Origin of the sequence: Siansivirga zeaxanthinifaciens CC-SAMT-1 (genome assembly GCF_000941055.1) — a bacterium.
Lineage (GTDB): Bacteria > Bacteroidota > Bacteroidia > Flavobacteriales > Flavobacteriaceae > Siansivirga > Siansivirga zeaxanthinifaciens.
In genome coordinates, this window is sequence record NZ_CP007202.1 from 772,556 (window position 1) to 787,363 (window position 14,808).

Consider the following 14,808-nt stretch of genomic DNA (forward strand, 5'->3'; position numbering starts at 1 on the left):
AGATAACTTTAGCTAGTAACTTTTTATAATATTGAGATAATTTATTAAAAAATATTTAAGTCTTTACACTTCTTATATAGCATATTTCCAATTATTTTTTTAGCAGTAAGGGTGTAATGTATTCCATCAGTTAATAGCTGTGAAGGAACCTGACCTATAGCAATAAGATCTAAATCTGATTGAGTTGGAGTTAATCCAGCATCATCTAGACCGTAACATGATATTATTGTAGTGCCATCTTTATCATATATAGGAGTTGATAAATACTCTCTCAATGAAATAAAGTACCTCCCAAACTCACTCTTCATAGTGTTTTCATATTCAGCTCTTGAAGCTGTTGACCCTGATGATGAACCTAAAACAATGGTGTGCTTAGCTCTACTATGTTCAATCATTAAGCGATGTTGTTTTACCAATTCCTTTAAACTTTTATAACCTCCATTTTGTCCCATAAAAATCACTTGTAAATGTGGGTTATTTTTATTTATGTCAAAATCCGTTCTTATTGCGGTTGGTCTATTAATTACAACCTCATTTCCTGACTCAGCCCTAGTAAACACCCAGTCTCCAGTGATATCGGCATGTCCTGAACCTGTCCATTCTAAAGTACCTTTGATATCACCAATATAACATGGGTTTACATGGTCACCTCCTTGCAATAATGGTGTAGCTATATATCCGTTTTGTGTTTTTATACCTCCGTCAATATCTCTGTCTGCAATTAAAACAGGAGTCCTTGTTGCTGGGATAGTTATATTATTAACTATCATCACATCTCCTCCTTGTCTGGCAGGAATAGTATAAACATTCTCACCACCTGTAGCTCCGTTATAAACTGTCATTCCTGATAATGACTGTAGTTCTGCAGTCCAACCTCCTGAAGCGGTTAAGGAGTCTCCCCAGCAGGTAATATAATTAGAAGCTAACCCTAATTTATTAGTAACATAGATTGCAGATTCTACTATAAGTTCATCTTTTATAGATTGATTTAATTCGTTCGCAATATTTAGTACATTTTCATTCTCATAATAAAATTGAAGTTCATAATCTAAATATACATCCTTTAAGTTGTTATTGCTAAACCCAGAATTGTATATAGCTAAAGATAATGTTAATGTATTGGCTCCTGAATAGTAATTGATGATTTTTTTATTACTACTTGTCATTATCAAATCATATAAGTTAATTTTGTTGGTTCCTTCCGAAATGCTTGAAGACAAGTTGATAGCTTTATTACCTACTCCCCAATCACCCAAATTATCCATTATATGAAAAGAATTTAAAGAGTGGCTATTATTTGTTTTTTTGAGTATAATCGTCAAATCCTTATTTAGCTCCAACAAGTCTTCATAATTAAACACTATATAAAGTCCTGCTATATAGGAGTTAGGGACTCCAAGCTCCTTTTTTAATCTAAACTTTGTTCTAGACAATTTTTCTATTGTAACTAAATTACCACCACGCAACAAAAAGTTATCAAAGTTCAAACTAGTATAAGACTGCTCGGGCAACTTGTCATGTATTTGATTATTTGCATACTCCTTTGCCTTTTCTATTTGTTTGGTAATAGCATACTCATAAATTTGTGGAAAACTCAAATTTTCATCAGAGATTTTTTGTGAAGTATTAAAAGCATAGTACCTCAAAATGTGTGTTCCAATTGGGGTTTTTGAACCTTCGTTTGCCGTAATTATAAAATACACCTTTTGATAAGAATCAGATGATCTAACTGGGTTTGAATAAAAATTAGCAATCTCAGAAGACGCCATATCGATCTCAATTTCTTGAGTATAGTTATTCTCTTCAGTGAATGAAATTAGTTGATTTACATATTTTCCAATAGTACCATTTTCACTTCCCCAAGTCGAACCATTTGTCATTCTAAACATAAACTCACATGCTGCCTCTGCTTCAATGACAAACCTTATTTTTTGACTTGAGACATCATTATACAATAAACTATCTCCTATTCTGGCATAAACATAAGAATAAGAACTTTCAACTATTTTTGCAGTGTGCTTTATCCCGTATTTTTTTGACCCAACTCCAAATGCTTCCATCGTTGTAAGATTTCCTGAACTCCCTGTTTTAACACCATAAGAGGTTAACTGATGCTTTATATTTGGATAAAAAGTCTTTAAAGGGAATACATCATCACTTACTTTCTTTATTGATTTAATGGTTGAGTGTGTTTGTTTATTATACTTCTTGTAATTTGTTATTGAAAATGAGCTTAATACTAATCCTGAAAAAGCCGCTAAGATAAAATTATTCATTATTTTTTTGGATTATTTTAAGATGTTGTAAATTAAAGAAACTCAAAATAGAAAATTATAAAAGGTTCATCAAATAAATCTTAATTACTTTCTAATTAATTTTTTAAAATTTCTTAAATGATTTTGTATTTTTAAAACACCTAAAGGAGATATACACAAAAGTATTATTTTAAGTTTCATTAACAAAGAAACTTTTGCGGTTAACATGGTAAATGCACCTGAACTAAGATGAGATGAATACAAATTCACTTCTTTTTTGTATTTTTTTATTTGTTTGGCTTTAAATATACTTTGTAAGGCATAGAAATTAGTCCACCATAGATGAAAATCTAGAGCCTTTTTAACTTTTGGTGTTCTTAAAATTAACTTCTTTCTGATATTATGTATAGCCTCAAATGCATTACCGATTTTATTAATATTAAAATTTGTTGTAGCAGAATCAAGATTATCTGTCCTGTAGTAATAGACTTTCCCGTAACCTAATCCTACTTTATCAGTCATTTGAGATACCATAGTTATAAAATTTAAACCTTCTCCCATAAAAAAATCTGTTGGAAAAAAAATATTATTATCTCTTAATAAACTTACCTTAAATATTTTATTCCAACATCCTATTGGTATTTCTGGGTATAATAAAATACAAGTTGCTTCTTCTGAGGTCAAAACTTTATATGACTTAACATCAGATACATTAACATCTTTTGAACTTGAAACATATTTTGACATACAAAACTCTGCTCCTGTGTTCTTAATGAGGTAAAGCATGTAATCTACAAAATTAGGCAATATAATATCGTCACTATCAACAAAAACAACATAATGTCCTGTAACTTTATTCAAACCAAAATTACGAGCAAATGAAACTCCACAATTTTCATTATGGAATACTTTAACCCTAGAATCTTTTAAAACAAATTCATCACAAATTTGTCCTGATTTATCAGTACTTCCGTCATTAACAATTAGAATTTCAAGTTTTTTATAACTTTGATTTAAGATTGAATCTAAACATTCCCTTAAATATTTTTCTACATTATAGACAGGAACTACAATAGAAATCAGGCAATTAGTTTCCATAATAGTTAATGTTATTTTTTATAAACTCAATTGAATATTTTCTTCTTAATGATATAAACTCATTGGCTTGACTAAAATCTACTTCATTAGAAACTAATTTCTCAGAACTAATAACTCTATTTGATAATTTTAAATCACTCAACAAATTTAACATCCTAGAATTAGCTTTACCCTTTCTAGAGAATAAATGAAATGGTTTATTAAAAATAATAGAAAATGAAAGGCCATGAAAAGAATTAGTTACAACTGCTTCTGAATTTTTGATTAGTTTAACAAAAGTTTCTGGACTTGCATTCCAAAAATATCTGTCTGTATCTAAGAAATAATCCTCTATATTAGTGTTAATTGCATAAACTTTAACATCTAGTTTCTGGGATAATTTTCTTGCGTATTTGTATAAATTCTTTTGTCTTTTAAAACCATAAACCAATAAGTACTTTTCTTTTGGGATAAAATCACTTAGAGACACTAAATAATCCCATCCATGAGTATCAAGTAAGAATACTGGATCTAAAACATTAATAACATTTTCAATACCAAGATCTTTTACAAGTTTTACTCCGTCTTTTTCTCTTATTGATACTGCGTCAAAATCACAAATTAATCGTTTATATCTTTCAACCTGATCATCAGGAATCTTAGACATAGCTAAACTTGCCGCGTAGGAAATTTTTTTTGACTCTTTTGGTGCAAAAGTTAAAAAAAATGCATCATCCTTACCATTCATAAGCTCTTCACAGTTCCATATTTGATCACTTCCGGCAAAATAGTAATCTGCTTTTGGTACATTTCTATTTAAATCATCCAGATTCTTGTATTGTTTTTCTGATATTGGTATGTATTTTGAAATGAATTTCCCAAACTTCAATTTTCCATAAATCCAATCAGGTAGTCTAAATACTTCTCGAATAATTCTTATAAAAAAAGATTTGTTAGATTTTGTATAATATGAAGGGTTGTAGTCAATTACTTTTGCGTCTAAGCCTATCTCAATAAGAGTTGTATTTAATGCGTAAGTTTGAAGTACCGCTCCATAATTTAACGGTCTATGGCATGTAATTGTATAAGATTTTTGCTTTTTCACTATTCTAAATTTAATTATAACATTTATATTCCTATATTTTTCCTATTAAGTTAAAGTGTAAAGAAGTCTAATAATGATATCTCATTAGAAAACAATGATATTATTTTCATAATGTTCACAAAAACAAACCCTTAATAAATTTTTATTAAATAAAAAACAATTATTGTCAATTATTAATTAAAAGTAATCTATTTCGATACAATAATATTACTCCAATAATGGTAAATACAACTCTAATCAACATACCTAAATTATTACCAAAGAAAAAATCGCCAAAAATTATGCAATTAATCAAAATAATAAATAAAATAATCGCATCTTTTATAAAAATCCATAAAGAAATACACTTTATTTTCAAAAAGAATCTAACATTTAAATAATTTATTAAGAACAATATAAAAGAACCAATAATAAATGAATAAGCAGCACCAATCATAAGATAATTAGGTATTAATAATAAATTTAAACCTAAACTAACTAATCCAACAACAATGGTAATTAAAGCTATAGAATAAGTTTTTCTTGTATAATAAGCATAATTAACATAACAGTTATATGCAAACAAAAAATATGACCCCATAATTAATAATTGAAAAATTTTATATCCTTCAAAATACTCTACCGGAGCTACTATTCTAAAAATTAAATCAGCATGAAGTATTAACAAAATGCATACTATTAAAAAAACAAATGATAATAACTTAACTCTTTTCTCTATTAACATATAGGATTTCGTTCTCAAATAGTCCTGAAATACTGGAACCCATGATTTATTTACTGCACCTATTAAAACTGGTAAAACAAAACTTAAATTAGAAGCTAAAGAATATATTCCTGTAGCTGAAATACTAATATAAGTCCCGATTAAGATTCTATCAAACTGCCTTAAAACAAGATTAGAAATTAAATGAGGTATTAATGGGACACCAAAATAAAAAGAATACAGTATCAATTCTTTATTTTTTGTAATTGAAACTTTAAATAAATCTTTAAACCTAAATAGAACAATAAAACAAAAAATAACAGATATAATCAACCGACTTAAAAATTGTCCTAACAATTCATTCCCTTTAAATATAGTTAACATTAATATAATTGAAATAAATACGCTACCTCCAGAAGTCATTAATGAGTTTAGAACATATTTACCACTAAATCTTTTACCTAGTAAAGTTGATTGATAAAAACCTATAAAGCCCATAAAAAAAACATCTGCAATACAGATATAGTAATATTTTGAATCTAACCCAAAAAAAGAAGAATAATTAAAAATTGTTTCGCTAAAAATTAATACCAGACTAAAACCAAATGAAAATACAGTTATGAATTTAAGGTTAACTTTGATAAAAATATCTTCATTTTCTCCTTTCTCAAATAACCTTTGAGTAACTGCTCCAGGAAAGTTAAGAGTCAATGGTACAATCAAGAAACTATAAAAAAGTTGATAAATTGATAATACACCATAATCTTCAACGCTAAGTATTCTTGAAAAAATTGGAATCGTTAAAAAGATAATTCCCTTGTTCAGAAAATCTCCAAAGGTATACAAGAAAGTATCAATAGTAAATTTATTAGTTGAAAGTACTTTAGTTTTTAATTCAATAAAATCAATATTTTTTTTCATTATTTACACATTACTAAGCTTATCTTTTCTTTCCTTAACAATTAGCCTCATCCTTAAAAGAAAAAATAATTTAAAAAGGGAAAACTTAAATAATAAACTACTTCGACATCCTTAATCAACAATAAATCAATGGATTATATCCTATTATTGAGCTGAAAACTCATCAAAATTCGTAATAACATAGTTTACTATATTCGAGAGACGTTAAAAATAATAAATTAGTTTATTCATTATTTATTAATATACCATCCATAAACAATTTTGATACCCTCTTTCAATTCAATTTTATACTCCCAACCTAAGCTATTCAACTTCGAAACATCTGTTAATTTGCGCATCGTACCATCTGGTTTTTCTGTATTAAAAACTAAATCACCATTAAAACCAATGGTTTCTTTTATGGTTTCAGCTAATTCCTTTATTGAAACATCTTTGCCTGTTCCAATATTAATATGAGTATTTCTTATTTCTTTATCGCCTTCATTGTAAGTGTCTGAAAAGTTTCGGTTTTCCATAATAAAAACACAAGCATCTGCCATATCTTCACTCCATAAAAACTCTCGTTTTGGTTTTCCCGAACCCCAAATTTCAACACTTTTTTCTGTAACACCAAACTTTAACAAATATGATCTTGCTTCGTCTATAGAATTGACTCCTAAATCTTTAACCACTTCATCATGTTTTGATTCTGATAATAATTTGGCTAAATGAATTTTACGAATAAGTGCTGGTAAAACATGCGATTTTTCTAAATCGAAATTATCGTTTGGTCCATACAAATTAGTAGGCATAACTGAAATAAAATTGGTGCTGTATTGCAAGTTGTAACTTTCACACATTTTAATGCCAGCTATTTTTGCAATAGCATAAGGCTCATTAGTATATTCTAAAGTATCCGTTAACAAATACTCCTCTTTCATGGGCTGAGGAGCGTTTTTAGGATATATGCATGTACTGCCCAAAAACAATAGTTTTTTAACTTTATGAAGATAACTTTGATGAATCACATTGTTCTGAATCATCATATTCTCATAAATAAAATCGGCTCTATAAACATTATTAGCAACAATACCACCAACTTTGGCAGCTGCTAAAAACACATAATCTGGTTTTTCTTCTTCAAAAAAAGTTGCAACCGTTGTTTGATTTGTTAAATCCAGTTCTTGATGTGTTCTGGTTATAATGTTGGTATACCCTTTACTTTGTAAGTTTTTATAAATAGCACTTCCAACCAATCCTCTATGACCAGCAATATATATTTTAGAATTTTTATCCATTACTTTTATTCAAAATAATTTTTAATTCTATAACCGCCATCTTTGAGATATTGTTGTTTTTCCATTAAGTTGATATCGCTCGTCATCATATCTTCAACTAAAGCTTCTAAATCGTACTTAGGAACCCACCCTAATTTTTCTTTTGCTTTGGTTGCATCACCAATTAACAATTCTACCTCTGTAGGTCTGAAGTACTTAGGATCGACTGCTATAACTTCTTTTCCTATTTCTAGCTGGTATTTTGGATTATTACAAGATTTTACATAACCCTTTTCGTCTACACCTTCGCCTTTAAATTCTAATTCTACGCCTACATGATTAAAACACATTTTAATAAAATCTCGAACCGTAGTTGTTTTTCCGGTAGCAATGACCCAATCTTCTGCTTCATCAGCCTGAAGAATCATCCACATCATTCGAATATAATCTTTAGCGTGACCCCAATCTCTTTGTGCATCTAAATTACCTAAAAAGATTTTTTCTTGTAATCCTAATGCAATTTTAGAGGTTGCTCTCGTAATCTTTCTAGTTACAAAAGTTTCTCCACGAATTGGTGACTCGTGATTAAATAAAATACCATTACATGCGTAAATTCCGTAAGCTTCTCTGTAATTTACAGTTATCCAGTAGGCATACATTTTTGCCACTGCATAAGGACTTCTTGGGTAAAAAGGTGTTTTTTCGGTTTGAGGAACTTCTTGAACTTTACCGTATAATTCTGATGTTGAAGCTTGATAAATTCTGGTTTTCTTTTCCATTCCTAACAATCGAATAGCTTCCAATAGTCTTAAAGTACCAATACCATCGGCATTTGCAGTATATTCTGGCATTTCAAAAGACACATGAACATGGCTCATAGCAGCTAAATTATATATCTCGTCTGGCTGTACTTCTTGAATGAGGCGTGTTAAATTTGTACTATCGGTTAAATCTCCATAGTGAAGGAAAAAATTTCTATTTTCAACATGTGGATCCTGATATAAGTGATCAATTCTATCGGTATTAAATAACGATGATCGTCTTTTAACACCATGAACTTCATACCCTTTTTTTAACAAAAATTCACTTAAGTAAGCACCATCTTGACCAGTTACTCCTGTAATTAAAGCTACTTTATTTTTCATTTAGTATTTATTTATTCGAAATCTTAATATATCATTTGCAAAAATAATATAATTGCCATGGTTGGGAAGATAATTCATACTTATTAGGTATAATTATCGTCATAATTAACAAATATAAAATTTATAAGGAGTTCAAAAAGAAATATCTTTTTTTTTAAGAAAAACATAAATAAAAAAAAACAATCTTAAACTAAATAATAAATTGAATCGATTTTTTTTCTAATAAATCTTTTTTAATCAATGAGATAATTAAGAAACTAAAACTGATTTTAATTGTAATGTAGAATTAAAATTTATTAATTACCAATTCAAGAGATTTATCCCAATATGGAATAGAAACATTTAACTTTTTTGATATTTTACTTTTGTCTAAAACACTGTATTTAGGTCGGTTTGCAGGTGTTGGGTAACTGACAGTATTTATTGGGTTTAATACTATATTTTTATTTGATAATTTAAAAATTGCATTAGCAAAGTCATACCAACTTATTTCGCCTAAATTACTATAATGATACTCACCATATACTTTGGTTTTGGAATCAATTAAATGAAGGATAACCCTAGCCAAATCTCCCGCATAAGTAGGTGTCCCTATTTGATCGTTGACAACACTAATTTCTTTTCGTGATTCGGCTAAACGCAACATGGTTTTCATGAAATTATTTCCATACTCAGAATACAACCAGGACGTTCTAATTATAAAATACGTATCTAGAATTTTCTGAATTTCTAATTCTCCCTGTAATTTTGACTTTCCATAAATATTTAAGGGATTTGTACTATCTGTTTCTAAATAAGGACTTTGTTTAGTTCCATCAAATACAAAATCTGTAGAAATGTGCATTAGAGTAATTTGATGTATTTTACAAGCTTCAGCTAAATTTTTAGCTCCAATGGCGTTTACTAAAAATGCTTCTTCAACATCTTCTTCAGCTTTATCTACTGCCGTATAAGCGGCACAATTAATGCAATAATCTATTGTATTTAATTTAAAAAAGTTATCGAGTTGACTGTAATCGCAAATATCTAAATCTTGACGATTCGTGTATATAAATTTAAAATGATTATATACTTTTGAAATATCTTTTATGCAACTTGCTAGTTGTCCGTTACCGCCTGTAACTAATATGGTTGTCATAAAACAGCATCTTTAAAAATTGGTAACTTTAAATCTTTTTCAGAAACAATCAGGTCATCAAATGGAAAATCCCAATTAATATTTAATTCTTTATCATTAAAAATAATTCCAGCTTCAGATGATTTATTATAATAATTATCACATTTATAAGAAAAAATAGTATGATCTTCTAAAGTTAAAAAACCGTGTGCAAAACCTTTAGGAATATATAGTTGTTGATGATTAATATCGTCTAATAGTATTGAAAAATGTTTTCCAAAAGTTGCTGAATCTTTTCTAGTATCAACACAAACATCTAAAACCTTGCCTTTAACAACGCGAACTAATTTGGATTGAGCATAGACGCCTGTTTGATAGTGAAGCCCCCTTAAAACGCCTTTATTCGATTTAGATTGATTATCCTGGACAAAATTAGTAGATATGCCCGTTTCATTTTTAAAGTTAATCTCGTTAAAACTTTCAAAAAAATAACCGCGCTCATCTTCGAGTACATTTGGCGTAAGTACGTAACATCCTTTTAAAAACGTTTCTTCAGCTATCATGTTATTTTAATTGTTGAAGGTATTCGCCATAACCACTTTTTAGTAACGGTTTAGCCAAGTTTAATAATTGTTCTCTTGTTATGTATCCCATTTTATAGGCGACTTCTTCAATACATCCTATTTTGAGGCCTTGTCGTTCTTCTATAACTTGAACAAACTGTGATGCTTGCATAAGAGAAGAAAAGGTTCCTGTATCTAACCAGGCTGTACCCTTATCTAGTATTTTTACACGAAGTAACTCTTTTTCTAAATACGCTTTATTAACATCGGTGATCTCTAACTCCCCTCTTTGACTTGGCTTAATATTTTTAGCAATATCTATTACGTTATTATCGTAAAAATAGATGCCTGGAACAGCAAAATTAGATTTTGGTTCTATTGGTTTTTCTTCAATAGAAATGGCTTTATTTTCATCATTAAATTCAACAACACCATATCGTTGGGGGTCATGAACATGGTAAGCAAAAATAATACCTCCCTTGGGATTTGTAATGGTTTGTAAGGTTTCGTTTAAACCAGAGCCATAAAAAATATTATCACCCAAAATAAGCGCTACACTATCTTTACTTATAAATTTTTCACCTATAATAAAGGCTTCAGCCAGTCCATTCGGTTGGTCTTGTACTGCATACTCAAAAACACATCCATAATCTGATCCGTTGCCTAATAAATCTATAAATTTTGGTAAATCATTTGATGTAGAAATTATTAAAACCTCTCTTATACCAGCAGACATTAAGGTTGTTAATGGATAATATATCATAGGTTTATCAAAAACAGGCATTAATTGTTTGCTTACTACTTTTGTAAGTGGATATAATCTCGTTCCCGAACCTCCTGCTAATATAATGCCCTTCATTATCCTTTATATTTTTTTAAATACCACGCTACTGTCTTTCTAATCCCGGTTTCAAAAACTTCTTGGGCTTTCCAATGTAATTCATTTTCGATTTTAGATGCATCAATAGCGTATCGAAAATCATGACCAGGTCTGTCTTTTACAAATTTAATTTGTTCTTTATAAGATGATTTCATAGGGCAAATTTCATCTAAAATCTCACAAATAGTTTCTGCAATATATAAATTATTACGTTCGTTTTTGCCTCCAATATTGTAGGTTTCTCCCGAAACACCATTTTGAAAAACTAAATCGATACCTTTACAATGATCTTCTACATACAACCAATCTCTAATGTTTTTACCATCGCCATAAATAGGAATTGATTCTCCAGTAATAGCTTTTCTAATAATGGTTGGTATTAATTTTTCGTCATGCTGTTTAGGCCCGTAGTTATTAGAGCAGTTTGTTGTAACCACATTCATTCCATATGTATGAAAATAGCTTCTAACAATAAAATCTGACGAGGCTTTTGAAGCACTGTAAGGACTGTTGGGAGCATAGGGTGTTTGTTCTGAAAACAAGCCAGTTTCTCCTAAAGTTCCATAAACCTCATCGGTTGAAATATGATGAAATCTTGCAGATTTATAAATGTCTTTTACTTTACCTGGGCTATCCATCCAAATTTTTTTAGCTACATCTAAAAGATTGAATGTACCCATTATATTTGTATGTATAAATGTATCTGGATTTGTTATAGAATTATCTACATGAGATTCTGCAGCAAAATGAATAACACCTTGAAATTTATAGGTTTCAAATAAGTTTTCAATTAAATTTCTATCGCAAATATCCCCCTGAATAAACTCATAATTAGCGTTGTTTTCAACCACTTTTAAATTAGAAAGCTCACCTGCATAAGTGAGCTTATCTATATTTATAATTTTAATTTTAGGGTACGTATTTAAGAAATAAGGAATAAAATTAGACCCTATAAAACCCGCTCCCCCAGTAATTAAAATTGTCATTTTAATTTAAAATTTTTGACTGACTTTTTAAGAATTTACCAAAACCAATAATTGAAAAAACAAGTAAAGTTGCTATAAACAATACGATTGGTAAAACAAACTTCTTTTTGTCGGTCCATTCACTTATATCATAACCTGATTTAGGAAAACCTGCCAAAACATTTACTACATTTTTTTCTTCAACCAAAGCCTTATTAATTTGCATTCTTTCATTTTCTAATCCTAATCGCTTTTCTATAATTTTGGATTCGTCAACAATAAGATTAGTTGATTCTGCATTACCCATATAAAGATTTGTTCCAGAATTCGGAATTTGCTGCTTTTTAGACTCACTAATTCTGATTTTTAAATATTCTGCTACTAGAGAATCTGTTTTTTCCAACTGAGTCACTAAAACTTTATCTTTTTGGTTTAGGTTCAATTTATTTACTTCTACTAGTTCTTGTAAATAAGGATTTCCTGAAAGTTGTTCTGTAAAAGTCTTTTCTATTTTTTTATATATATACTTATCGGTTGAGGCTACACCAATTCTGTGAATTGAATAATTATAAGGTGTTAAAGATTCTTTAAATCTAATATATGTCATTTCTAATCTTGAAATCGAATCTAATTGACCATAAAAATCAGAATACATTTTAGCTATGTTATTCTCATCTAAATCGGGCTCAATATAAAATCCTTTTAATTTGGATGCATCTTTTATAGAAATATCAAATCGTTTGGCTAGTTCTAAAGTGTCTTTGTCTTCATAGGCTAATTGATGAAACTGCTTTAAATTCTCATAAACTTGTCTGGCAGAATTAAAATTAGTTTCAATATACATATTAGCGCCGTAAAGCTTATCTGAACTGTTATCTATAAAAAACCCTATAACAACCCCTAATACTACCACTCCTGCATACCATACAAATCGTTGATATATGTGAACAAAAAGTAATAAAACAACTTTGTAAATACCAATAAAAATACTCCCTATAAACTTAAAAAAGCGGTCAAAAGCATTTCCTATTATTTTAAACAACTGGCCTAAATCGACTTCCTCTGATTGTGGTTGTGGTGTTTGCGAATCTTTACTCATAGTATGACTGTAATTAATTGAAAATTTGTTCTATTATTTTTCTGGTTATTAAATATGTTGGTTTTACACCCGATGTTCCTAATCCTCCTGATGCCAAATGTTGCTCCTGTTTCTAAAGGATTATCACTAGCATAATAGGCGTATCTTACTTTTACGTCTTTACTAATACTGCCTCTAACTTTAGAAGCTGCTTGTATTGCTTTTTGGTAATGCGCCCCTTCCATTTCTAGTCCGATTACATTCCAGGTGGAATTGTAAAAAAACTTTAAAATATCTTTATTTTGAAGAGAAGTCCCCAATACCGTAATCATAGCACCTTCATAAACACCCACGCCTTGATTTTCTAAATGTTCTTTTTTTAACTCATTTTCAAAAGGGTAGTTATCGGCTGTTCCTTCAAAAATATGTGCCGAAGGTATCATAATATCGCCTTTTCCACCTTCTAAAATACCTGCCTTACCCATTATCGATAAAGACTTTACGTTTAGATGAATTTTATTTCCTTTTACTTTGTAAGGTTTTAATAACTCATCAATAGTTTCATAAGCCTGCTCACCAAAAGCGTAATCCATTACCAATATAATTGGTTTTTCCGAATTTAAAAATTCTTCGCCAAAAGTAATATCAATTTTTGAAGTATCTATTTTATTTGTATCAAAAATTTGCACATCGATATTGGTTCCTGAGGTATCTTTTAAATATATCATACCATGCTTTAAGGCCTCGTTGGTTACTTTTTCTCGCAAGGCTTCATTTTCTTTTTTACTTAAAGACTCATATAACTCAAAAACATTTCTTTTTTCTGTTAAAGCATTTAAAGCAGATGGTGCAAACAGGGTATTCATAACACTTTGCATATTAGCACTAATGATGTGAATAGGGCGTTCTAATAAGTTATTTTTAAAAAGGGTATCCTTTATGTTATCTGACCAAATTTCACCATGAATATGATGCCCAATTCGTTCTCTTAAAACCGGACTAAAAGTAATGGTTCGTTTATTTAAGTTTATTTGTTCTTCTATGGCTAATTTTCCTAACCAATAAATAATATGCAAGAAACGCTCCGGTTGTTTTGGTGTTGCAAATTGATTGTAAACAGCAGATAATTCTTTAAAGGTACGCCCTAAAATATTTGCTGTATGGGTTATGGCTACTTCACGTTCGTTTTGTGATAATTTTTTATTTGATAAAACAACCTGCTCTAACTTAGTCCAATCGCGTGTTGTTGAACCGTCTTCATAAATAATAACTTTCGAACTTATTTTATGAGATTCAACAAATAAAAAAGTTAAATGGGTTAAAATATCGTAAATATCAGAGCGGCCACGCGTAATTTCAATGTTCATTTGTTCAGGGTCTATTCTGTAACAATTACGGCGGCGTTTTTCTGGAATAATTGGTTTAAAATGAGAGTTGGCGTAGCCTTCATCACTTGTTAAGTTAATAAAAGTACATTCTTCAATCCCTATGGGGAGTCTGTCTATAACATAAAGTAATCCTTCTAATTCTGCTTTTTCTTCACCAATAGAACCATAAATTTCTGGACGTAGTAGTAGTAATGCCTCTCTTAAAGTTTCACCCGAAACACCCATTGGCTTATAAAAACCTCTGTTAATAGATGACGCATCGTAATATACATCCGCTCTATGGCATTTGAGCTTTCTTGAGCTCGCGTTCTATCGTGATGTTTTTTATGACTCATACTTTTTTAACTGGGCAAAT

The 14,808-nt window shown here is 29.6% G+C and carries 11 protein-coding genes and 1 pseudogene; all 12 read right to left on the bottom strand.

The window, feature by feature from the left end; genetic code table 11:
- Window positions 1-44: 44 nt before the first annotated feature.
- The 12 genes and pseudogenes from AW14_RS03555 to AW14_RS03610 all read right to left on the bottom strand — a co-directional run bounded on the left by AW14_RS03555 (window position 45) and on the right by AW14_RS03610 (window position 14,788).
- Window positions 45-2,276: a hypothetical protein gene (locus AW14_RS03555; protein ID WP_044637568.1), complete on the bottom strand. Its 2,232-nt coding sequence runs from the start codon at window positions 2,274-2,276 to the stop codon at window positions 45-47.
- A gap of 84 nt (window positions 2,277-2,360) precedes the next feature.
- Window positions 2,361-3,353, bottom strand: coding sequence for a glycosyltransferase family 2 protein (locus tag AW14_RS03560; RefSeq protein WP_044637569.1), 993 nt, complete (start codon window positions 3,351-3,353; stop codon window positions 2,361-2,363).
- A complete protein-coding gene (locus tag AW14_RS03565) occupies window positions 3,343-4,437 on the bottom strand; it encodes a polysaccharide pyruvyl transferase family protein (RefSeq protein WP_044637570.1) in 1,095 nt (364 codons plus the stop codon). Before AW14_RS03565 ends, AW14_RS03560 begins: the two co-directional genes overlap by 11 nt.
- Window positions 4,438-4,603: 166 nt before the next feature.
- A complete protein-coding gene (locus AW14_RS03570) occupies window positions 4,604-6,061 on the bottom strand; it encodes a lipopolysaccharide biosynthesis protein (protein ID WP_044637571.1) in 1,458 nt (485 codons plus the stop codon).
- A gap of 230 nt (window positions 6,062-6,291) precedes the next feature.
- The gene (locus AW14_RS03575; protein WP_044637572.1) at window positions 6,292-7,338 is read right to left on the bottom strand and encodes a GDP-L-fucose synthase family protein; all 1,047 of its coding nucleotides are present in this window, start codon (window positions 7,336-7,338) and stop codon (window positions 6,292-6,294) included.
- Window positions 7,339-7,343: 5 nt separating this feature from the next.
- The gene (gene gmd / locus AW14_RS03580) at window positions 7,344-8,462 is read right to left on the bottom strand and encodes a GDP-mannose 4,6-dehydratase (protein ID WP_044637573.1); all 1,119 of its coding nucleotides are present in this window, start codon (window positions 8,460-8,462) and stop codon (window positions 7,344-7,346) included.
- 286 nt (window positions 8,463-8,748) lie between these two features.
- Window positions 8,749-9,600 carry a dTDP-4-dehydrorhamnose reductase gene (gene rfbD, locus AW14_RS03585; RefSeq protein ID WP_044637574.1) on the bottom strand — a complete coding sequence of 284 codons (852 nt, stop codon included), beginning with the start codon at window positions 9,598-9,600 and terminating at the stop codon, window positions 8,749-8,751.
- Window positions 9,597-10,142, bottom strand: coding sequence for a dTDP-4-dehydrorhamnose 3,5-epimerase (rfbC, locus tag AW14_RS03590; protein WP_044637575.1), 546 nt, complete (start codon window positions 10,140-10,142; stop codon window positions 9,597-9,599). Before rfbC ends, rfbD begins: the two co-directional genes overlap by 4 nt.
- A 1-nt stretch (window position 10,143) precedes the next feature.
- Window positions 10,144-11,001, bottom strand: coding sequence for a glucose-1-phosphate thymidylyltransferase RfbA (gene rfbA, locus AW14_RS03595; RefSeq protein WP_044637576.1), 858 nt, complete (start codon window positions 10,999-11,001; stop codon window positions 10,144-10,146).
- Window positions 11,001-12,008, bottom strand: a complete 1,008-nt coding sequence (gene rfbB / locus AW14_RS03600; RefSeq protein WP_044637577.1) for a dTDP-glucose 4,6-dehydratase — start codon at window positions 12,006-12,008, stop codon at window positions 11,001-11,003. Before rfbB ends, rfbA begins: the two co-directional genes overlap by 1 nt.
- 1 nt (window position 12,009) lies before the next feature.
- On the bottom strand, window positions 12,010-13,086 hold the full coding sequence (locus AW14_RS03605; RefSeq protein WP_044637578.1) for a hypothetical protein: 1,077 nt from the start codon (window positions 13,084-13,086) through the stop codon (window positions 12,010-12,012).
- 13 nt (window positions 13,087-13,099) lie between these two features.
- A pseudogene (locus AW14_RS03610) lies at window positions 13,100-14,788 on the bottom strand (DUF6909 family protein).
- Window positions 14,789-14,808: the final 20 nt, after the last annotated feature.

Coding starts and splice junctions, on each gene's coding strand:
- AW14_RS03570 (WP_044637571.1), bottom strand. CDS start 6,061: ATGAAAAAAAATATTGATTTTATTGAATTAAAAACTAAAGTACTTTCA.
- AW14_RS03555 (WP_044637568.1), bottom strand. CDS start 2,276: ATGAATAATTTTATCTTAGCGGCTTTTTCAGGATTAGTATTAAGCTCA.
- rfbC (WP_044637575.1), bottom strand. CDS start 10,142: ATGATAGCTGAAGAAACGTTTTTAAAAGGATGTTACGTACTTACGCCA.
- rfbA (WP_044637576.1), bottom strand. CDS start 11,001: ATGAAGGGCATTATATTAGCAGGAGGTTCGGGAACGAGATTATATCCA.
- rfbB (WP_044637577.1), bottom strand. CDS start 12,008: ATGACAATTTTAATTACTGGGGGAGCGGGTTTTATAGGGTCTAATTTT.
- AW14_RS03560 (WP_044637569.1), bottom strand. CDS start 3,353: ATGGAAACTAATTGCCTGATTTCTATTGTAGTTCCTGTCTATAATGTA.
- AW14_RS03605 (WP_044637578.1), bottom strand. CDS start 13,086: ATGAGTAAAGATTCGCAAACACCACAACCACAATCAGAGGAAGTCGAT.
- gmd (WP_044637573.1), bottom strand. CDS start 8,462: ATGAAAAATAAAGTAGCTTTAATTACAGGAGTAACTGGTCAAGATGGT.
- AW14_RS03575 (WP_044637572.1), bottom strand. CDS start 7,338: ATGGATAAAAATTCTAAAATATATATTGCTGGTCATAGAGGATTGGTT.
- rfbD (WP_044637574.1), bottom strand. CDS start 9,600: ATGACAACCATATTAGTTACAGGCGGTAACGGACAACTAGCAAGTTGC.